The 22,990-nt window shown below is 34.0% G+C and carries 16 protein-coding genes; 8 read left to right on the top strand and 8 right to left on the bottom strand.

The annotated features are described in order from the left end of the window. Positions 1-74 precede the first annotated feature (74 nt). Positions 75-1,460 (bottom strand): tRNA uridine-5-carboxymethylaminomethyl(34) synthesis GTPase MnmE, encoded by a 1,386-nt coding sequence (mnmE, locus tag H8K90_RS15195; protein ID WP_186846847.1) that lies wholly within the window; start codon positions 1,458-1,460, stop codon positions 75-77. A 143-nt stretch (positions 1,461-1,603) separates the two neighbouring features. Here mnmE and H8K90_RS15190 point away from each other — a divergent pair, with 143 nt between their 5' ends. After that, entirely contained in the window at positions 1,604-2,755 is a 1,152-nt protein-coding gene (locus H8K90_RS15190) for a TlpA disulfide reductase family protein (protein ID WP_186846846.1), read from the top strand. Between the two features lie 36 nt (positions 2,756-2,791). Here H8K90_RS15190 and H8K90_RS15185 read toward each other — a convergent pair whose 3' ends face one another. Further along, positions 2,792-3,448: a rhomboid family intramembrane serine protease gene (locus H8K90_RS15185; RefSeq protein WP_186846845.1), complete on the bottom strand. Its 657-nt coding sequence runs from the start codon at positions 3,446-3,448 to the stop codon at positions 2,792-2,794. Between the two features lie 61 nt (positions 3,449-3,509). Between H8K90_RS15185 and H8K90_RS15180 the strand changes: the two genes are divergently transcribed. After that, on the top strand, positions 3,510-4,400 hold the full coding sequence (locus H8K90_RS15180; RefSeq protein WP_186846844.1) for a lysophospholipid acyltransferase family protein: 891 nt from the start codon (positions 3,510-3,512) through the stop codon (positions 4,398-4,400). Between the two features lie 40 nt (positions 4,401-4,440). Here the strand turns inward: H8K90_RS15180 and H8K90_RS15175 are convergent, their stop codons facing one another. After that, on the bottom strand, positions 4,441-5,946 hold the full coding sequence (locus H8K90_RS15175; RefSeq protein ID WP_186846843.1) for an aminotransferase class V-fold PLP-dependent enzyme: 1,506 nt from the start codon (positions 5,944-5,946) through the stop codon (positions 4,441-4,443). 79 nt (positions 5,947-6,025) lie between these two features. Further along, positions 6,026-7,414: a phosphoglucosamine mutase gene (gene glmM / locus H8K90_RS15170; protein WP_186846842.1), complete on the bottom strand. Its 1,389-nt coding sequence runs from the start codon at positions 7,412-7,414 to the stop codon at positions 6,026-6,028. A gap of 82 nt (positions 7,415-7,496) precedes the next feature. Here glmM and H8K90_RS15165 point away from each other — a divergent pair, with 82 nt between their 5' ends. From H8K90_RS15165 to H8K90_RS15150, 4 genes are all read left to right on the top strand, one after another. Further along, on the top strand, positions 7,497-8,099 hold the full coding sequence (locus H8K90_RS15165) for an acyl carrier protein phosphodiesterase (RefSeq protein WP_186846841.1): 603 nt from the start codon (positions 7,497-7,499) through the stop codon (positions 8,097-8,099). Continuing rightward, positions 8,096-9,802 carry a gamma-glutamyltransferase gene (ggt, locus tag H8K90_RS15160; RefSeq protein WP_186846840.1) on the top strand — a complete coding sequence of 569 codons (1,707 nt, stop codon included), beginning with the start codon at positions 8,096-8,098 and terminating at the stop codon, positions 9,800-9,802. Before H8K90_RS15165 ends, ggt begins: the two co-directional genes overlap by 4 nt. A gap of 251 nt (positions 9,803-10,053) precedes the next feature. Continuing rightward, a complete protein-coding gene (locus H8K90_RS15155; protein WP_186846943.1) occupies positions 10,054-13,323 on the top strand; it encodes a S41 family peptidase in 3,270 nt (1,089 codons plus the stop codon). Between the two features lie 121 nt (positions 13,324-13,444). Further along, the gene (locus H8K90_RS15150) at positions 13,445-14,176 is read left to right on the top strand and encodes a hypothetical protein (RefSeq protein ID WP_186846839.1); all 732 of its coding nucleotides are present in this window, start codon (positions 13,445-13,447) and stop codon (positions 14,174-14,176) included. Between the two features lie 60 nt (positions 14,177-14,236). On the opposite strand, the gene H8K90_RS15145 is transcribed toward H8K90_RS15150, so the two are convergent. After that, on the bottom strand, positions 14,237-14,644 hold the full coding sequence (locus tag H8K90_RS15145; protein ID WP_186846838.1) for a DUF2452 domain-containing protein: 408 nt from the start codon (positions 14,642-14,644) through the stop codon (positions 14,237-14,239). A gap of 104 nt (positions 14,645-14,748) precedes the next feature. On the opposite strand from H8K90_RS15145, the gene H8K90_RS15140 reads away from it, so the two are divergent. Beyond that, positions 14,749-14,937, top strand: a complete 189-nt coding sequence (locus H8K90_RS15140; RefSeq protein ID WP_186846837.1) for a hypothetical protein — start codon at positions 14,749-14,751, stop codon at positions 14,935-14,937. A 1,823-nt stretch (positions 14,938-16,760) separates the two neighbouring features. Beyond that, positions 16,761-17,408 carry a hypothetical protein gene (locus H8K90_RS15135; protein ID WP_186846836.1) on the top strand — a complete coding sequence of 216 codons (648 nt, stop codon included), beginning with the start codon at positions 16,761-16,763 and terminating at the stop codon, positions 17,406-17,408. Between the two features lie 418 nt (positions 17,409-17,826). Here the strand turns inward: H8K90_RS15135 and H8K90_RS15130 are convergent, their stop codons facing one another. From H8K90_RS15130 to H8K90_RS15120, 3 genes are read right to left on the bottom strand one after another with little or no spacing between them, the layout of a single operon-like run. After that, positions 17,827-19,098 (bottom strand): McrC family protein, encoded by a 1,272-nt coding sequence (locus tag H8K90_RS15130; RefSeq protein ID WP_186846835.1) that lies wholly within the window; start codon positions 19,096-19,098, stop codon positions 17,827-17,829. After that, entirely contained in the window at positions 19,098-22,337 is a 3,240-nt protein-coding gene (locus H8K90_RS15125; RefSeq protein WP_186846834.1) for an AAA family ATPase, read from the bottom strand. Before H8K90_RS15125 ends, H8K90_RS15130 begins: the two co-directional genes overlap by 1 nt. Beyond that, positions 22,338-22,988 carry a hypothetical protein gene (locus tag H8K90_RS15120; protein WP_186846833.1) on the bottom strand — a complete coding sequence of 217 codons (651 nt, stop codon included), beginning with the start codon at positions 22,986-22,988 and terminating at the stop codon, positions 22,338-22,340. Positions 22,989-22,990: the final 2 nt, after the last annotated feature.

The raw sequence follows: 22,990 nt of genomic DNA, 5'->3' as shown, positions 1-22,990 counted from the left end.
CAGACGTTTCAACAAATATAGCAAACCTTAGACTTACTTAATTTCTGTGAAGAGGTTACACCTAGTTGTGCAAGTTACTTTCCAATACAAAAATTAGCAAAAATATTACCCAATAAATCATCATTGGTAATTTCTCCTGTAATCTCACCGAAGTGATACAAAGCTTGGCGAATATCGATAGCCAATAAATCACCAGACAAGCCTGTTTCTAATCCATGCTGCACTTTCTGAATCTCTTCAAAAGCTTTTAATAAGGCATCATAATGACGAGAATTAGTTACAATGGTTTCGTTATTTCTAAGCGCACCAGTATTTATTAAATTAAGAAGTGAATTGGTTAATTGCTCTACTCCAAAACCTGTTTTAGCAGATAACAATAATACGTCTGCAATATTTTTGTTGATTTCCGCTAATTGCAAATCACTAAGTGTATCTATTTTATTCGCAATCACCAATAAAGGCTTTTGAGGATATTTATTTCTTATTTTTTCAATCTCAATTCTAACCGCTTCAAGCGTCTCTATATTTTTTTGAGCATCAAATAAGTAAATAGTGACCTGCGATTGTTCTATTTTTTCAAAGGTTTTCTTTATTCCAATACTCTCAACCACATCTTTGGTTTCCCTAATACCTGCAGTATCGATAAATCGAAAACCAATACCTCCAATAGAAATTTCGTCTTCAATAGTATCTCTTGTGGTTCCTGCTATTTCAGATACAATCGCTCTATCTTCATTCAATAAAGCGTTTAATAATGTTGATTTCCCAACATTAGGTTCTCCAACAATAGCCACTGGAATTCCATTTTTAATCACATTTCCTACAGCAAACGAATCAATTAAACGTTTTAAAACAAAAGTTATGCGTTCTATCAATTGTTTAAACTGAGTTCTATCCGCAAACTCTACATCTTCTTCGGCAAAGTCGAGTTCTAATTCTATTAAGGATGCAAAATTTAAAAGTTCTTCTCGTAGCTTGGCAATTTCAGAAGAAAAACCACCTCGCATTTGCTGCATCGCAATTTGATGTGAGGCTTCATTATCACTTGAAATTAAATCGGCTACAGCTTCTGCCTGACTTAAATCGAGCTTCCCATTTAAAAAAGCTCGCAACGTAAACTCACCCGCAGTTGCCATTCGGCAGCCTTTTCGAAGAAATAATTGAATGATTTCTTGTTGAATATAGTTGGAGCCATGGCAAGATATCTCTATAACATCCTCTCCTGTATACGAATTTGGGTTTTTAAAAACGGATACCAAAACCTCATCAAGGGTTTTTTCACCATCAATTATATGTCCTAAATGAATGGTATGAGTGGGTTGTACACTTAAGTTTTTATTAGAAACAGATTTAAACGAATTAGAGGCTAATGCAATGGCATCATTACCAGATAATCTTATAACAGCAATTGCTCCACTTCCAGATGGTGTTGCTAAAGCTACAATAGTATCGTTATGCATGTTAGAATTCTTTACTGCAAAAGTATTGTAAAATATATGATTCTTATAAAATGATTACGTACTATTTAAGATTTAATTCACAAGCCGTTCTTCAATTTTCTCAGCATTGTTTATATATTTGTGTGCTACAAAAAAAGAAAATCATGAAAAGAATACTTACAATTACTATTATTGGATTATTGCTTACAGCTTGCAAAACGGAATCTAGAACAGGATATCTAATAAACGGAAATGCAAAAGATGTTTATAATGGTGTAAGAATATACTTGAAGCAGGTTGATGAACGCGGACAACAAGTTGTGACTGACACAGCAATAGTTATGGATGAAAAGTTTAAAATAACCGGTTCTATTGAAGAGCCCGCTGTTCGTTTTTTATCTATAGATGGCACCAAAGGTGAACTAATTTTTATGCTCGAAAACAGTGAGATTGACATAACCGTTAATAAGGCAAACCCGATGGCATCAGTTGTTAAGGGTTCTGAGACTAATAATGACTTTATAAAGTTTCAGGATGAAATGGCAGAAATTAGGAAAAAAAGCCAAATGACAATTGTTAACTATAGAGATGCTATTAAAAATAATGATTTAGAGCGAAAGGATTCTATTCATAATGTTTTAGAAGGTTATAGCTTAGAAATGGCAAACCACGCAATAACATTTGCAAAAGCTAATAATGACGCCTATTTTAGTCTTAACCTAATTGGTTTAGAACTTAATAAACCTAAAATTGACGTCGAAGCTTATATTGAGGCCTTTGAAAACCTTACTCCGAATTTAAAAGATTCACCTAAAGGTAAAGAAACACGAAAAAAATTAGATGAGCTTTATGAAGAATATCAAAAAATAGCACATTTAGAAATTGGTAAAGTAGCACCAAATTTTGAAGCTCCTAATCCTAATGGAGATATGGTTAGCCTAAACGATATAAAAGGCAAAGTGACTATTATAGATTTTTGGGCAGCTTGGTGTGGACCATGCCGCAAAGAAAACCCAAATGTGGTAAGGATTTATGAAAAATACCATGATCAAGGTTTAGAAATTATAGGTGTGTCTTTAGATGGTGACCAACGACAAAAAGATCCTAAAAAATTATGGTTAGAGGCTATTAAAAAAGATAATTTAACATGGCATCACGTATCTAACTTACAATACTTTAATGATCCTGTGGCTAAACTGTATAATATCCAATCTATACCTGCCACTTATATTTTAGATAAGGACGGTAAAATTGCATATAAAAACTTACGTGGAAAAGCGTTGCAATTAAAGGTAGAAGAACTTCTAAATCAATAGAAATTAGTTTAAAACAACAAGAAAGCTCAATTATATTTAATTGAGCTTTCCTGTTTTATATAGCACATATAATATTATAATTGGTATTGCTAGTAAACCTATATGTCCCAAATCAGTTTTAAATAAACTAGGCATTAAGATTAGTGTAACTATATAACCACCAACAGCTCCACCAAAATGAGCATCATGCCCAATGTTACCTATTCTATTTTTCATACCATAAATTGAGTATAAAAGGTATCCTATACCAAAAATATATCCTGGAATAGGAATAGGAACAAAAAACATATACAAACTCATTTCTGGTTGTATAAGAATAGCTGAATACAAAACACCTGTAACAGCTCCACTTGCACCAATGGCACTATACCAATATTCATCTTTATGAAAATACAAGGACAATAAATTACCAAACACTAAACTTGCTATATAGATTATAACAAAATTTAAAGTCCCTAAAGGTTCAATAACATAACTTGCAAAAAAATATAGTGTAACCATATTAAATAACAAGTGTGTAGGATCTGCATGCAGAAAGGCTGAGCTAAACATTCTTATCTGTTCTCCTCGTCTTATACTTCCTACATTAAACTTATATTGTTCAAAAAAAGAACGATCATTAAAGCCTTTTAAGGACATAATTACATTGGCTGCAATTATTACTATGGTAACTGGGTCTAAATTATTGTTCATGTAAGCTAAAGTTATAAGTCAAATATAATATATCTTTGCGCTTCAAAGCTAACATCTTTTAATGCAACTTATTGCCTATATTCTTATTTATCCGATTCTGTGGTTAGTATCTATGCTTCCGTTTAGATTATTATACGGACTTTCAGATATACTTTGTTTTTGGCTATATCGTGTATTTGGCTATAGAAAATCTATAGTCAAAGGCAACTTACGCTTGGTTTTCCCAGACAAATCTGAAAAAGAAATTTCAGATATTACTAAAAAATTCTATAGCCATTTTTGTGATATTATTTTAGAAGCGATAAAATCACTAACCATAAAAGAGAGTGAAATAAAAAAACGATTTGTCTACACCAATATTGAAAAAATAAAGGAGCTAGAAACACAAAATAGAAGTGTATTATTAATGTGTTCGCATTATGCTAATTGGGAATGGACTGTTGTTATACAACGCCATATAAAACATAAAGGCTACGCCATATACAAACGCTTAAGAAATAAATATTTCGATAAGCTCGTAAAACGCATTAGAGCTAAATACAATGCCTATTTGGTAACAACCAAAAAAACGATTTCTACACTAACAAGTTTAAAAAAAGAAGGTGAATTATTCGCAGCAGGTTTTGCGGCAGACCAATCACCAAAAAAAGATAAGGCGCATTATTGGAGAAACTTTTTGGGCATTAAAGCTCCTGTTATTACTGGTCCAGAAATGATTGCTAAACGGTTAGATGTACCTGTACTATTTTTTAAAATAGAAAAAGTAAAACGTGGTTATTACGAAGCCACTTTTCATAATCTTATAATGAATCCTAGAGACTATAAGAACTACGAAATTACAGATTTGTATATCGACTTCATAGAGAAACAAATCTATGAAAAACCAGAATTCTACTTATGGACCCATAAACGTTGGAAACATAAAGATGAAGTTCCTGCGGAATTTCTTTAAAATGTTAATTGTCTTTATTTAGTAGACTTAGAAACATTACTTAATCCAAATTAAACCAAGCATCTACATTCGTTGCATTACAAGGTTTATTTATTAAAGATTTATGAATAAACTCATTATTACATTTTGAGTATTCATAATCCTTAGACCAAGTATCATGATTTTTGGCTAAATCAATAATACTATCGCAAACAAATTCTATTTCTGCATTAGTGGTTGTTGGATGAATAGACATACGAATCCAACCTGGTTTACGTATTAAATCGCCTATAGAAATCTCATTGGTTAACTCATTAGACATTTGCTGATCTACATGCAGTAAAAAATGTCCATAAGTCCCTGCGCAACTGCAACCACCTCGTGTTTGTATTCCGAATTTATCGTTGAGCAATTTAACACCTAAATTAAAGTGCAAATCATCTATATAAAATGAAATCACACCTAACCTATCTTTATGTTGACCTGCAAGAATATTAATATTAGAAATTGGCTCTAACTTCTTAAAAATGAAATCGACTAATTGATGCTCGCGTTTCAACATATTATCGACTCCCATTTGCTCTTTTAATTTTACAGAGAGTGCCGTCTTTATGGTTTGAAGAAATCCAGGAGTACCTCCATCTTCCCTATCTTCAATATTATCTATATACTTATGTTCGCCCCAAGGATTGGTCCAACTGACAGTACCACCTCCTGGACAATCTGGTATCATGTTTTTATAAAGCTTTTTATTAAAAACCAATACACCAGAAGTACCTGGACCACCCAAAAACTTATGAGGTGAAAAGAAAATAGCATCTAATTGTGCATCTTTATCTTTAGGATGCATATCAATTTCTATATATGGTGCAGAACAAGCGAAATCTACAAAACAAACTCCATCGTGCTTGTGCATTAATTTAGCTATTTTATGATGAGGTGTTTGCAAGCCTGTTACATTAGATCCTCCACTAATCGAAGCAATTTTTATCGTTCGATCTTTATATTGTAGAAGTAATTTTTCTAAATTTTCTAGGCAAACTAATCCGTTTTTATTTGGTGGAATAACTTCAACCTTGGCCATCGTTTCTAACCACGAGGTTTGGTTAGAATGATGCTCCATATGAGACACAAAAACTACTGGTCGCATCTCATCAGGTATCTTTGTATAATCTTTTAAATTTTCCGGAACTTTTAAACCAAGAATACGCTGAAACTTGTTTACTACACCTGTCATGCCATTGCCAGACACAATTAAAACATCATCTTCATTACTATTAACATGATCCTTAATAATCTGTTTAGCCTTATGATATGCCTTTGTCATGGCTGTACCAGACACTGTAGTTTCAGTATGTGTATTGGCAACAAAAGGTCCAAAATCGTTACATAACTTTTCTTCTATTGGTCTATATAAACGACCCGAAGCAGTCCAATCTGTATATATGATTTTTTGTTCACCATAAGGTGATATAAAAGTTTGATCTTGTCCTATTATATGCTTTCTGAACTGATTGAAGTAAGTTTCAAGTTCAGTCGATTCTTTATGTTTAACTTCAGAAATCATAACATTTGTATTTACTACTGTTTCTAACTTTATAAAAATGACAGATTATTTTAACTTTTGAACCATCTACTCAAAGGTACTAAATATTAGCAATAGCCTTTATTTCGGCAATAAAACGATCAGCTAATGTATCTGCAGCTTCTTGAGATGGAGCTTCCGTGTATATTCTAATAATAGGTTCTGTATTGCTTTTACGTAAGTGTACCCAACTATCAGCGAAGTCAATTTTTACTCCATCAATAGTGGTCAACTTTTCATGACTATAATTAGATTCCATAGTACTTAAAATTCCATCAACATCTAATCCTGGAGTTAATTCTATCTTTTTCTTACTCATATAATAGTTAGGATAAGAGGCTCTTAACTCGCTCACTTTCATTCGCTTTTCAGCTAATAAGCTTAAAAATAAAGCCACACCAACTAATGCATCACGACCGTAATGTAATTCTGGATAAATAATACCCCCATTACCTTCACCACCAATAACCACATTATTCTTTTTCATTAACTCAACTACATTCACTTCTCCAACTGCACTAGCTTCGTACATGCCTCCGTGTTTCTCAGTAACATCTCTCAACGCTCTAGTAGAACTCATGTTACTTACTGTATTTCCGGGATTTTTACTCAACACATAATCAGCACAGGCCACCAATGTATATTCTTCTCCAAACATGTCTCCATTTTCATCCATAAATGCTAATCTATCCACATCTGGATCTACGACTATACCAAAATCGGCACGCTCTTTTACAACCGCAGCAGCCAAATCACCTAAATGTTCTTTTAATGGCTCTGGGTTATGAGGAAAATGTCCTGTTGGATCACAATACAGTTTAACAGGATGCACACCTAAACGTTCTAATAAAAGTGGAATTGCAATACCACCTGTAGAATTTACACCATCAACAACTACTTTAAAATTAGCGTTTTCAATGGCTTTAGCATTTACTAATGGTAATTTTAAAACTTCCTCAATATGCAAATCTATGTAAGCCGTATTTTTTGTAATCTTACCTAAATCATCAACCTCAGCAAAATTCATATCGTTAGATTCTGCTATCTCTAGTATCTTTTGTCCTTCTGCACCATTCAAAAATTCACCTTTTGCATTTAAAAGTTTTAAAGCATTCCATTGTTTTGGATTATGACTTGCTGTTAATATAATACCACCATCTGCATGCTCCATTGGTACAGCGACTTCAACCGTTGGCGTTGTAGATAAATCCACATCTATGACATGGATTCCCAGTCCGACTAAAGTATTCATTACTAAATTCTGAATCATTTCTCCAGAGATACGCGCATCACGTCCAACTACTACTCTGTAATTTTCTTTATTACGTTGTTGTTTTAGCCATGTACCATAAGCTGCGGCAAATTTAACCGCATCAATTGGTGTTAAATTTTCTTCAACTTTACCTCCTATAGTACCTCTGATTCCTGAAATAGATTTTATTAAAGTCATATATAATTTTGATTTTCAGCAAATATAAATAGATATACGCTTTATTACTATTTTGTTATTATGAATTTGTAAATTCGGACTCATGAATTTCTTAGCACATATCTATTTGTCTAGTGACAATGAACTTTTAACCATAGGCAATTTTGCTGGTGATGGTGTTAGAGGTAAAAATTATACCCGCTTTCCTGTTGCAATGCAAGCTGGTATTCAACTGCATCGCGAGATTGATACATTTACAGATGCACATCCTGTTGTAAGACAGAGTACTAAGCGATTACATAAAAACTACGGACACTATAGTGGTGTCATAGTAGATATTTTTTACGACCATTTTTTAGCTAAGAATTGGAAAGATTATTCCGATATACCCTTAGCAGAATATATAGATGATTTTTATAAAAGTCTCAATAAACATTTACATGTTTTACCAGAGCGTTTTCAAAAACTAACACCTATAATGATTGAAGGTAATTGGTTACTTAGTTATGCGACTATAGACGGAATTCAGTTAGTGTTAGATGGCATGAACAGACGAACTAAAGGACGCTCTAAAATGAATGAGGCTACAAAAGAACTCAAAGAAAACTATAGTGCTTTTGAAAATGATTTTACTGTATTCTTTAACGAGTTAATAGAGTTTAGCACTAACAAACGTTTAGAAATAGAAAAACAATTTAAAATATGAATCGTTTACTCCTTTTATGTTTTGCGCTTTTAATAAGTATTTCAAGTTGTAAAAAAGACGAAAAACTATCCAAAACATCAACAAATAAAAGAGGACTTATAGCAAAAAAAGCTATGGTAGTGAGTGCTAGAGAAGAAGCCTCTAAAATTGGAGCAGAAATCCTTAAGCAAGGTGGTAATGCTTTTGATGCTATGATGGCAACTGAAATGGCTTTGGCAGTTGCCTATCCATATGCTGGTAATCTTGGAGGAGGAGGTTTTTTAATCTATAGAATGGCAGATGGTACAAAAGGTGCTTTGGATTATAGAGAAAAAGCACCCTTAGCAGCGACTAAAGATATGTATTTAGATGATGATGGAAATGTTATTAAAGACCTCAGTACTGTTGGCTCAATGGCTGTAGGTATTCCAGGAACTATAGCAGGTATTTTTGAAGCTCAAAAACGCTTTGGAAAACTCGATGTTACTACCATTTTAAAACCCGTTATAGCACTTGCTAAAAATGGCTATTACATTACAGATAAACAAGAAAAACGAATTGCGCATTACGACAGTATGTTTAGGGCTGTAAACGGAAAGGAAATCCTTTATAACAATAACCTAAAATCTGGTGACCAAATTATCAATACCGCTTTAGCAGAAACCTTGCAACGTATATCTAAAAATGGAAGAGATGAATTCTATAAAGGTGAAACGGCTAAAAAACTGGTAGAATTTCTTCAAGCTAAAGGAAGTATTATAACGCTTGAAGATTTAGCAAAATATGAAGCCAAATGGAGAGATCCAATTTCGTTTCAATATGATGATTTAACCATTACATCTATGTCACCACCTTCCTCAGGTGGAGTGTGTCTTAATCAAATAATGACCATGGTTGAGCCTTTCGATTTAAAAGATTATGGACATAACTCATTAAAGGCAATTCAAGTTTTAGTTGAAGCTGAAAAGCGTGCTTATGCAGATCGCAGTTATTATTTAGGAGATCCAGACTTTGTAGATATTCCTATTAAAACCTTGACAAGTGAAGTGTATTTGCATAAAAGAATGGAAAACTTTTCTTTTAAAAGTCCAACTCCTGCCGACTCTATTTCTCATGGTGACATTGTTGGCTACGAAAGTGATGAAACCACACACTACTCTATTGTTGATCAGTTTGGCAATGCCATTGCAGTTACCACTACTTTAAATGGTGGTTATGGCTCTAAACTTTATGTAGAAGAATTAGGCTTCTTTTTAAACAACGAGATGGATGATTTTAGTAGTAAACCAGGCGAACCCAATTACTATGGTTTAATTGGTGCTGAAGCTAATAGCATCGCACCTGAAAAACGAATGCTAAGTTCTATGACTCCAACAATCGTTGAAAAAGATGGTGAATTTTATATGTCTGTTGGCACACCTGGAGGTTCTACAATTATTACCTCAGTATTACAAACTATTTTAAACATACATGAATTTGAATTAACGATGCAAGAAGCCGTAAATGCACCTCGTTTTCATAACCAATGGCTACCAGACGAAATTCGTATGGAACCTCATTCTTTTGATAAAAAACTCATTAAAGAACTAGAGGCTCTAGGCTATACAATTAATGAGGAACGCTCTCCTATTATCGGAATTGTAGATGGTATCTTAATGCTAGATGATGGCACACTAGAAGGTGGTGCAGATAAACGTGGTGATGATACAGCAGTTGGGTTTTAGATACTTCTCGATATAATTTCTCATTCTTCGAAATCACTCGAAGTGACTAAATAGTATCCTATAATTAAATCACACTTACGTCAGTTCGATTGAAATTGCTATTTCGCAATTTTATATCGAGAACCAGTCTATAAATTATATACTAACCAAACAGTTTTTAACATTGTTTTAGAATTTCCACAAACTCTAAATCGTATATTTATAAGCACCAAATGCAATCAACTTACCAACTTCTAAAAACCAATCAAAAAATGCGACAATTTAGTATTGCTCTAGCCTTATGCTATTCACTATTCAGCTTTTCTCAAGGCACACAACTCTTACGACAACCTACATTACATGGAGATGATGTTGTCTTTGTCTATGCTAACGATTTATGGAAAGCATCCGTAAATGGTGGCACAGCCATTAGACTAACTAGTGACGATGGCTACGAATCGAGTCCACACTTTTCTAACGACGGTAAACAAATTGCATTTACAGCACAATACGATGGTAACGTCGATGTTTTTGTAATGCCCTCTGAAGGAGGAGAACCCAAACGTCTTACCTATCATCCAGGTGGTGATTTTGTACAAGGCTGGACACCAGACGGAAAAGTACTCTTTCGTTCTGGGCGCGAAGCGCAACCAACCATGACCAATAAATTCTTTACAGTTTCTACTAAAGGAGGCTTACCTGAAGCTTTAGATATTCCAAGAGCAGCTTATGGAGAGTTATCAGCCGATGGTAAATACTTAGCTTATACGCCAATTACAGGTTGGGATGCCGAATGGAGAAACTACAGAGGAGGACAAGCCATGCCGATTTGGGTGGTAGATATGAAAACAAAAGATTTAGTAAGAACATCGCAACCAACTGGTGAGCGTCACTTAGATCCTGTGTGGTTAGATGGGATTGTTTACTTTATGTCTGAGCGCAATTATACAATGAATATTTGGTCCTTCAACCCAAGTACCAAAGAAGAAAAACAAATAACGTTTCATAAAAAATTCGATGTCAAAAGCTTAGATGCTAGTAAAGACAAAATAGTTTACGAGCAAGGAGGTTACCTACATGTGTACAATCCAAGTTCGGGAAAAACGTCTCAATTAAATATAGATGTAAAAGCAGATTTAACCTTTTACCGTTCAAAATGGGATAATGTATCAGGATTTCAATTATCTAATCCTAATGTATCACCAAAAGGCAAACGTGCTATATTTGAACATCGAGGTGAAATATTTACAGTGCCAAAAGAAAACGGTACATGGAAAAACATTACCAACTCACCAGGTGTTGCAGACCGAAGTCCTATTTGGTCACCAAAAGGAGATAAAATCGCCTGGTTTTCTGATAAAAGCGGAGAGTATCAATTAATGCTTGCAGATCAAGATGGTCAGAATGTAGAAGCTATAAAATTGCCTAATCCAACGTTTTACTTTCAACCAGATTGGTCACCAGATGGCAAATACATTGCCTATTCAGACACCCATTATAATGTCTGGATTCTTAATTTAGAAACTAAAAAGGCGCGTAAAGTAGCAACAGATCGTTATGCACATCCTAATCGTACCATGAATCCGGTGTGGTCACCAGATAGTAAATGGATTGCATTTCCTAAACAACAAGATAGTCACTTTAAATCCATTTTTGCTTATAATGTAGATTCAAAGAAAACCATTCAACTAACCGATCCTATCGCAGATGCTATTAGTCCGGTTTGGGATGCTTCTGGGAAATATCTATATACATTAGCCAGTACTAACTATGGCTTACAATCGGGATGGTTAGATATGAGTAATTACGATCCTGCGGCTAATTTAACCCGAAGTTTATATGCTGTTGTTTTAAACTCTCAAGACGAAGCCCCTAATCTTCCAAAGAGTGACAAGGAAGATGTTAAGAAAGACGACACTTCAACTTCGGTCAGTGATAAAGACAGTAAAAAAGATGACAAAAAAGCATCAGAAGGAGTTACCGTTACAATAGATGAAAACGGAATTTTCGATCGTGCTGTTGCCTTAGATTTACCAGCTAGAAACTATATAGCCCTTTTAAAAGGCCAAAAAAACAAAGTGTTTGTAGCCGAAGCCATTCCTAATGCCAACGGCTTAAAAGTACATTCATACGATGTAGAAAAGGAAAAAGCTACGGACTATGCGGATGGTGTTTCTCAAATGGTAGCATCAGAAGATAGAAACTCCGTCTTATTGTTTCAGAATAGAAGTTGGGTATTAACCGGTGCCGCTGCACCTCCAAAACCAGGAAAAGACAACTTAAAAACGAACCTAAAAATAAAACTAGATCCTAAAGCCGAGGCCCATCAAATCTTTAAGGAAGGTTGGAGATATATGCGCGACTTTTTGTACGTAGATAATGTGCATGGTGCCCCTTGGGATGAGGTCTATAAATGGTATTCTCCTTGGATAGACCATGTACGTCACCGAACAGACTTAAACTATGTGGTGGATATTATGAGTGGAGAAGTTGCTGTTGGCCATTCGTATGTGTCTGGTGGTGATTTTCCAGATGTAGATCGTGTGCCAGTTGGTTTATTAGGTTGCGATATTGAATTGGTTAATGGACACTTTAAGATTTCTAAAATCTTTAATGGAGAACGTTGGAATCCTAACTTAAAAGCTCCATTAGCGCAACCAGGCATCCATGTGAATGAAGGCGACTATATTTTAGCTATTAATGGCACTACGCTTTCGGCTGATGTTAATCCTTATAGTTTATTAGAGCAAACCTCTGGACGCGAAATTAATATCACTGTAAACTCAAAACCATCGATGGCAGATGCTAAAACCATTTTGGTAAAACCTATTGGTAATGAGCGTGGTTTAAGAACTGTGGATTGGGTAGAAGGCAATCGTAGAAAAGTAGATGAACTTTCTAATGGTAAATTAGCTTATGTCTATGTACCGAACACAGGTGGAGGCGGTTTTACCTCTTTTAACCGTTACTATTTTTCGCAACAAGATAAAAAAGGAGCTGTTATAGACGAACGTAATAATGGTGGTGGTTCTGCTGCAGATTATATGATCGATGTGATGTCTCGTGAGTTATTCGGGTATTTTAATAGTAAAGCAGGAGACAAACGCCCTTGGACCACTCCAATTGCAGGTATTTGGGGACCAAAAGTAATGCTCATTAACGAGCGTGCTGGTTCTGGAGGCGACTTATTACCTTACATGTTTAAGATGAAAAACATTGGTCCATTAATCGGGACAAAAACTTGGGGAGGCCTTGTAGGTACTTGGGATACTCCTGCATTTATAGATGGAGGCCGTATGGTGGCACCACGCGGAGGTTTTTACGATGTTAACGGTGAGTGGGCTGTAGAAGGAGAAGGTGTTGCACCAGATATTGAAGTGATACAAGCCCCTAAATTAACTTCTAAAGGTATTGATCCACAATTAGAACGTGCTATAGAAGAAGCGCTTAAATTATTAAAAGGTAATGAGTTTAAAATGAAACCAGAACCTAAAGCTCCTGTACGTTGGAAACGACCTGCTGGTTATAAGTCGGATAACTAAAAGTTAATAAATATATTGAATTGTCATCCTGAACTTGTTTCAGCATCTCACATATAATTAGATAGTGAAACGAGTTTAGCATGACAAATACTTTATTAAATTTGCTTAAACAATATTCCTTTTGGCAAAAACACTAAATACAAAACGTATCCTAAAAATAATAGGAGGTCTTATTATCTTTTTCACCTTACCTACACTCCTACTCTTTGGTTTTATGTATTTAAAATACAACGAAGATTTACCTACTGGACAACAAGGTGCCAAAGCAGACCAATTGGCAACACAAATGCTACAAGCCCTAAATGAAGAAGCGTATTTAAACACGGATTACTTAGAGTGGACCTTTAAAGGCAAACACCATTACAAATGGTATAAAACGGATAAGACTTGCGAAGTGTCTTGGAGTCATTTTACGGTCATTTTAGACTTTAAAAACAAGGCGAATTCTAAAGTTTTTTTGGCCAAGCAAGACTATAATGGTATAGAAAAACAAGATTATATTGATACAGCTACGGACTACTTTAACAATGATTCGTTTTGGTTAGTGGCTCCATACAAAGTTTTTGATGCTGGTGTAGAACGTCGTTTGGTACAAACCGAATCTGGGGAAACAGCGCTTTTAGTTACTTATATGTCTGGTGGCAGTACTCCTGGTGATTCTTACCTTTGGCATTTTGATGCAAACGGAAAACCTAAAAGCTACCAAATGTGGGTGGATATTTTGCCTATTGATGGTTTAGAAGCCACATGGGAAAATTGGATTACTACCGAAAGTGGCGCCCAATTACCTACGTTTCATAAATTGTTGTTTCTAGGTTTAGAACTAGACAATGTTAAAGGGTTGGAATTGTAATTCTATGGATACGCATTGTGCTTTCAGACTTTGCAGCGAGTGTTTAAAGCTGGAAGCGTGTTAGTCTTCCTTCTTTTTCCAAATGAATTCACTATTTAGTTCAAAACTACCGACAAAGTCAAAGTTACAATCGTCAGGTGCTATTATAGATAAAAAGAACTTTTCTTGCTTATCGCGATACAAATGGTAAGTTTCTCCAACAATCGGTTCGAAATTATAACGCGAATTGTACACCAAAGTATTATATTCTAGTGCTTCCATCATTTTTTCATATTCTGCCTTCAGCTCTAAATACTTGGCTTTTATTTGCTTATTTGCCTTGTTAATATTTCTGTTTTTCCATGTAGAATTATCTGTAACCACAATAGCAGGTGCGCCAACATTAGTAGCATAAGGCTTTAATGCCGCATCATAGCGTTGCGTTTCGTCGTTAAATACTACCTGATCTGGCTTCTTATCCTTAGACATAAGCATTATTGTTTTTTACAAAGTTAAAGCTCCTTAATTTGAGATTAAAACATATAGGCTACTAATTTTTTTATTAACTTAGGGCATCTAACATATTAACCACAATGAATTTCCTAAAAACTATTGGTACTTTAAATCTGTTTATGCTTGCGATTTGTGCCATAATTATTATTGTAGCAGAATATCTATTTCTAAGAGGAGACCAGCTTCATGCTATATTTATTGGACTTTGGGCACCAACACTTTTGGGCATCGTTATATTTATAAAACAGATTTACAATGGACGGAAATGATATAATTATATGGTTATCCGTTTTTGTAACGGTCTGTGTTGTTATATGGGCTGTTGCTGTTATTCGTGCGTACAATAGGATTGGTAAGGAATAGTGTGTAGGTTGTTTTAGTTGTTGGCTGTTAGCTGTTAGCTGTTGGCTGTTGGCTGTTGGCAAAATTAATTTACTCATTTTGTTTGGTTTTGCTTTGCGGGTTTTTTATTTTACTATTCATTTTTTGCTTGATCAAAAAACGAATCAAAAAAATCAAGACTGCCGATTATTTAGCTAAACATTATGTTCGCTACGGCGTAAAAATGGTGGGCATTGGACGTTTTAATAATTTAAACTCCCAACTAGCCATTTTATATATAAATTGTTAATCCTTCCTTCGATTTTTACTAAATCCTTTGCTTCACTGCATGTTTTACACTAAATAATCGAAGGTCGGGCTTACCAACTGAGGTTAGAACTTCTTACAATGGTTTGGATTGTTTAGGGATTGTTAGCTGTTAGCCAATTTAATTTACTAATCTCGTGTGGTTATGCTATGCGGGATTTCTTAATATGTACTTTTTTATGCCTAAAAAAGCTACCAAAAAAGCCTTTTACTGTCGAAGGTATTTTTAATAGCATTATCATGCTATTAAAACCATAACTAAAATCCTAAATAGCTTCCAAGGCTTCAGCTATTTTTAACGGATTTTAGTTATATATACTGCCGACAGCATTTTCCGACTGCGTCGGAATTTCAAGTACGATAGTGGTTTAGGGGTTTTAAGTGTAAATCGTTAAATTAGATTATTCCCTATTTCTAGTTTTTATTGTTTTTGCAAATTATCTATTGATTGTTAGCTGTTGGCTGTTAGTTGTTTGGTGTTAGGTGTTAGGTGTTAGGTGTTAGCAACATTAATTTACTTAACTCGTTTGGTTTTACTGTGCGGGATTTTTTTGTACACTATTCATTTTAGTTCCTTTAATTTTTATTTCAATAAATAGGTAGTCATGAAGGCTATCGCATTTGTTATGCCCTCTTTTTTATTCCAATCGGTTTTTATGATATTATTCGTTAAGTTTTAAGGTGCGTTTTATTCTTGATACTAGAAAATAATTTATGATAGAACAGATACGCTTATGTATCTCTTTTGAGTATTGCTATTTTATTCCTTGGCTGTATGCTTCGTATTGGTGTTTACACGAAGGAGTGACGGAGGACAGCCGAAGGAGCTACGGAGGACGACCGTAGGTACTCTGTGCAAAAAATAAGTATTTCTAAACATTTTATGTGATGCTACAAATCTCATAACACACTATATATGTGCGATTTATGAAAACTTTTTTTCATTTATTTTCATTTTTATGAGATTCTTAACTACTATTCGGGTGGGCTTAGATATTATGAAAAATTCGTTCAAAATATTGACCCAATTTTAGAAAATCATCGGTAAAATGCATTTTTTACCGATAATCTGTTAATTTAAATCGACGAACGGTTAATTTATTTTTTTATATGTTTGACCCACAGCACATTAGCATACATGCATTATGCTTACTATAACATCCGGATTTGTAGTATTGCTGTACTAATCCCCTTAGACAAAAATAACAACCCAAAACACGTTTGGGCTATCTAACCAGATGTATTATAGCTTTATAATGCCATGGCTATATGCATCATAACATCAAATATTATGGCTAAAAATAATTCATTTATCAGATTAGAAGGGACCTTAGATGGGTTGACCTTTTTTAGAAAAAACGGTGAGAATTTTGTGAAAACAAAAAGCAGCGTGAGTCGTAACCGTATTATGAATGCTCCAGAGTACCAACGTACCCGTGAGAATATGCAAGAATTTGGCGGAGCCAATAAAGGTGGCAAGAGTTTTAGAGAAAGCTTTGCTTCGATATTGCGCTTGGTGAGTGATTCTAACGTCACCTCTCGTGTTGCGGGTATTATGCGTCGTATGATGAATAATGGAGCTGGCTTACGTGGACAGCGCACCTTGAATGTTGTGGACAACAAAGAACCGTTTATAGGGTTTAACTTTAATGTGAACAAACCTTTTGACAGCCAATTTAACGCGCCCTCTACAGGTCCTGAGATTAATGCTGGACGTGACACAGTCACATGGTCTATACCCGATTTTAACACCGATACTTATATAAGACAGCCAGAAGGTGCGACACATTGTAAGTTGGTTTTAGCAGCAGGGTATGTGAGTAATTACGAATGGGTACCTGCTCTAAAAGCTTACGACCCTGTGGAAGATACACCAAATGGTGTGGGTAGCGTTGTTTATAGTGATGCTATTGCTTTGGGTTCCATGGTTGGTGCAGCTACGGATTTGACTGTAGATTTAACTGCTTATGCTCCTATTCCTGCTACGACTGCCTTGTATGCTGCGACAGCGATTGTGTTTTACCAAGAAGTGAATGGTGATTTGTATGAGTTGGCGCAAGGTCATTGTATGAAAATTGCTGCTGTTGGGTAGTGTTAGCTGATGGCTGTTAGCTGTTAGCTGATAGCTGTTAGCAAAGTTAATTTTATAATCCCGTATGGTTTTACTGTGCGGGATTTTTTATATGTACTTTTTTATGCCTAAAAAAGCTACCAAAAAAGGCTTTTACTGTCGAAGGTATTTTTAATAGCATTATCATGCTATTAAAACCATAACTAAAATCCTAAATAGCTTCCAAGGTTTCAGCTATTTTTAACGGATTTTAGTTATATATACTGCCGATAGCATTTTCCGACCGTGTCGGAATGACACGTGCGATTGTAGTTTAGGGTTTTATGGTGTTTATTGGTTGGTTTCTTATTTAAGTACTTATACAAATGCTCTTGTCATTGCGAGTCTGCCTATCGGTAGATAGGGACGCAGGACGTGGCAATCTTTTAGATGGTGGAACCTATCGATCGATGGCAGGGATATCACTAAACAACATATCCAAAATATCTAAGCCTAAATCTAAGTTTAGTTTATAGTCTTTAATAACTTTAATGAATCCTAATTTACATTTATTCTCACCATCTCTACCTTTATGAAATGATCCGAAGGAAGTCATTTTTGGGTTTGAAGAAGGATATAACAACATACTTCTACTCGATTCCCAATACATATTATAGGCATACATTTGTTTTAAGTCGTCATCACTAGGCTTACTAGGATCGATCACTTTCCATTTGGTATCTATCACAAAAACCTCTTCTTCATTTTGATCATTAATTTTGGTTAAAACTATATCTGGTTTGATTCGCTTATTATTCCAAAACTTATCACTATTCTGAAAACTTACATTAATATGTTTATTTTGATGTTTTGACAAAACACGATACACATATTCTTCCCATAGTTTATTCATATCAAACAACAATGCTATCATGTGATCCTGACCACCTTTGATATCCGGTGAATAATTAAGAATAATCATTTTGGCAATTTTAATAGCTTCCTTATAAGCTGTTGTTTTTCTATTATCAACTAAACCATCGAAATGAGTTTTATTTATAGTCTTATCATCCATTTCTGGAAATCTACTTAGCACTCTATTAATACCATCTATAAGTGAATTATTATTTGTGATTGTTTTTAAAACCTTTAAGCCTTTGTATAATATTTGATTCAAAGTATGGTTAGTATCATAAATTTGATGTGAGGTATGGAACCGTTCTTTATGAATTATATTATGTTGAATATTTTGAGCAAATTGTAGTCTCCCTTTTAAAACACTAAGATTACCGCTTTGTTTATGGTATTTTTTAACTAGACCTTGTTCTAAAAGGTAATTGACTTCCTGTAAATACTGCTCAAAGTATAAATCTAACAGTGAGTGGTAGCGTTTTTTTAACGACGCCTCGCTTACAGAATCTACTCGAATTTTTTTGCATTTAGCTAACATATTCAGTAAAACGTTATGCCAATTTTGCTTATCACCTTCTGTAGATTTTTGTCTATCCGCTTTTGGCAAAATCTCAATAGTTATGTTTCTTATTTGAATAACACCAACGAACTGTCTAAACTTTACACCATTACGAATAGCAGTAAAATAAATATTGTTATGCGCATCATTGTATTGCCAAAGCTTCTCTATTACTTTTTTTCCGATGACTTCATTGACAAAATAAGTCTTGTCATGAGCACAAAGTTTTTGATATTCGAATATTTGAATTAAATGACGCATTAAATGGTATTAAAATCCCAATCTTTTGATTTTGCTATTTTATAGACTGATCGTTCTTTTAAATCTGAACTTATATCAGCATCATAGCCTTCAAACTCGGCAAACTCGAAGTCATCTGAGTCATCTTTAGTAATAAAACTACCACCAAGAACTAAACCTATTTTCCCATAATCTCCAAAGAAGTACTCCTCCAACAATGGAATAACCTCATTTTTAAAACAGTGAATCAATGATGATTTATCATTAACTTTTAGGAAGTATGAATGCCCAATCGTATGATCTTTATCTATTAGTTTTTCGATGCGCTTATTAATTATATTTAATAAGTCTTTTAAATTAATGCCATCAACCAAACCATTTACTTTTCCAGACAGACTTTCAGTCTCAATTAGTTTTGGTTTTGGTGGCATTTCTGTAAAACTAAAACGTCTCCGTAAAGCGGTGTCCAAAGCTTCAATACTTTTATCAGCAGTATTCATTGTGCCAATTAAATGAACGTTATGCGGTACTTTAAAAGGTTGCTTTGAGTAGGGTAATATCACTTCTAACTCTTCATCTTTTCCTGCTCTTTTATCGTTTTCAATAAGTGTGATTAATTCACCAAAAATAGACGATACATTTCCTCTATTAATTTCATCTATAATTAGGACATAGTCCTTTTCTATTGGTTCGTTATTTTCAATTAATTGCCCTTTATTTATGAAAAATTCTGGTCTTAATTTGTTTTCATTTATTTTATAAATTGTTCTTTGGCTTAATCCTTTTTCATAAATTTCTTCTATTGGAATATTTTCATCTTTAAAAATCCAATCTACATTTCTAAAATGATTGTATCTTATTGGTGCATTTGGATCATACTCATAATCTCCTGTTACTTTTCCTAAAGCCCTGACATATTTATTGCCATTACTTATCAAAACATAATTTCCCACCTTTAAATAATTCTTAAAGTAATTAAATTGTTGAGCATCCGTTTCACTTTGGCCAGTTTCCTCAAATTTCTCTTTTACTTCTGTTTCACCTAAATCTGAATAATCCAAACCCTGACCAAAACCAATAGCTATATAGTTATTATCTCTACAATACTCATATATTTCATTATCCTCAGAATTCTGAGAATTTCCTAAAGACAACTTATAAAAACTAGCACGCCTAAATTGTTCTTCGTCCCAAGATAGTTTACCTTCCTTTTTTACTTTTAAAGTACTCAGATTACTATCAGCAAGCTCACAAATATTTTTAAACACACCATTTTCTATTTTATAGAATACCTCTTTATTATCATTTACTTTAGGCTTTATACCTTCTACAAAATCTTCATAGCTAAATGATTGATGAAATGTACAAAATGCAATTTGCCCTTTAGTTTCATCCCATTTTTTAATTAATAACTGTTTAAATCTTGTATTTAATGCTTCACGGTTATCCTCGTTTGCTTTATAGAATTCTGGATCTACAATTTTTAAAGCTTCATTGATAGTGTTATAGGTTTTCCCTGTGCCTGGTGGGCCAAAAAGGATGGTATTAAGGTTGGTCGTTTTCATTTGCTTTTCAGTTTTATACGAACTTGTAGGTTCTGCAACAGTTCCTTTATTCCAAAGCCAAGCTTCATAAGAAATTTGATAAAATGGCTTTTTTGTTTTTTGCTTCAGTTGATTTAAAATAGTCATATATTCAGAATAACTATTAAAATCAGTAGCAATACCAAAAACCGTTTTTAAATAAGGCTTTGTAGGACCATTAATTGGAAAGTAATATTCTGGATCTACATAAAAAAGGGCTTCTGTAATTTTTGTCTTTCCAACATTCTGTATTTTTAGGGCATCTTGAAACGTTGATTCTAAAATTTCATTATCAGTCACTTCGTAAAACAATTTCCATAATGTATCAATTTCGTTATTAACTCTCTGATACTTCCAAGGGAACATCCATACTTTCTGAGCATTAGCGGATGGAATGCCTCGTTCATCTTCTGGATAGTGCAGGTTTAATTTAGTAGCGATTGCTTGCAATATTTCCAGCCTACGGACATCGCCATACTTATATATATAACAGAAAAAAGTAAAAGGATCTATGACTTCTAGGTCTACTGTGCTATCAATTGCATCTTTATCATTGAATATTTCACATCCTACAGATTTTAATAACTCTATTAACTCAGGTTGTTTGTTCTTATAATTTTTTAAATAGTCGACTAGCCCTTTGTGCGTTTGTACCCATGTATAATTATTATTCTCTGACATACTCAATAATTCTTGATATTCGTTTTTCGTTGCACTGAAGTTGGTGCCTTGAAGCCCTAATTTTAAATCTTTTAGTTTAAGGTTTTGGGCTACTTTATATTTTAAGATAGGGTTATTGTAAAAATTGTGCGTTATCCTAATTCCTGCCTTAATATCTGTAGGTTGTTCTATTTTCCAATGTGCATCATCTACACTCACTTCAACAACCCTTGGTTCATGTATTATTTCTGCCAATGCATAACAACCCGCATTTTCACCAGATAGCCATATAATTACCTTATCTCCAATCTTTATTTTATCCTTATGCGAAGACACTGTAAAGTTCTGTAATGTGTTATTACCAATTGCCGACGCAAAATCAAAAATCTTTGGATTCCCTTGAAATAGCCAATAACCGATTTCACTATTTGATTCGCTGAACCTTTCTTTCAAATATCTTAGATAATGATTTTTTCCGAGCACAGCTTTAGGAATTCCATTACTATGAAACTTGTCATATTGTACGAATTCCAAATTTTTTCTTCGCTCCTTAGTACTGAAAATAAGTCTAATGTCTTTGATTTTTGCAGTAACTGTTTTTGGGTCAATTTCAAAAAACTTATAGTCCGGGAAGAACGTCCCTATTTCATCTAGGCGCTCTATTATGGATTGTACAGAGCTCCCTAAATATTGATTATAAGAATCCGGCGCATTATTTAACAACCATTTTGCAAAATCATTTTTAACATTGACTAATTCATTTACTGTCTTGTTTACAATTTTAAATTGTAGATTCTTTAAATATTTATTGGTAGGCTCACCTCCGCCTGGAAGCCACAAATATTCTCCCGTTGCATATTCATGAGCAAGACGCATCACATCTTTTGGCGGATATGTTTTACCTTCGTGTAGAATATCAAATTTGGTGGATTGTCTTACACCAATTTCTCCACTATCAATTTCTTTGAAGGCTCTTAAAACATGCTCTCTGTTTATTTTATCAGGTTGAAATGGCATTTAATTTCGTTTTAATATTTCTTTTTGTTTACGGTTAATTACAATAGCCTTACGCTTCAAATCCAAATTCAATTTCTTGCTAGATTTCAACCAATATAGCGTAGGTCTATCTTCTTTTGGGTAATAATAAAACGTTTTAAAAGCATTACATGCAGTTGAACGTTTCATATTAAAATAGGTACTCACTACATTAGCAAAGAGCTCACTTAAAGAATTTGCTTCTACATTTTGAAACGGAAAACCTAACTCACCTTCTAGCAAGTTGGGACTATTGCAAACACAATTACACAAAGTCCAAGATGCTTTATTGTGTTTTTTCTTCATGTATAAGTCTTCTTGCAGTGCAGCATCAAATAAATACTCTCTTACTACATCTTCTTCAAAACGCTTTCCAAGACCAACTCTAAAAACAAATTTATCTCCTGCAGAAGCTAATTGTTTTAACTCATAACCATTATGCCTATTTTCTAAAGTCTTTAATTTTTGAGAAGCATCTAAAGGCTTGTAGTCTGTTTTTATATATTCCTCTAATAGAAAACTGTTATCATCTCCTTGTAGATAATAGGTTTCAAAAGGTTTTAGATTTATGCGTTTACCAGTTTGCTTATCAAGCAATAAACCATTCTTAAATGTGACTTCGAAGTTTTTCATTT

The organism is Winogradskyella echinorum (assembly GCF_014297365.1).
Lineage (GTDB): Bacteria > Bacteroidota > Bacteroidia > Flavobacteriales > Flavobacteriaceae > Winogradskyella > Winogradskyella echinorum.
Note: the sequence above shows the minus strand (reverse complement) of the source record. Positions and strands in the feature narration are given on the sequence as shown.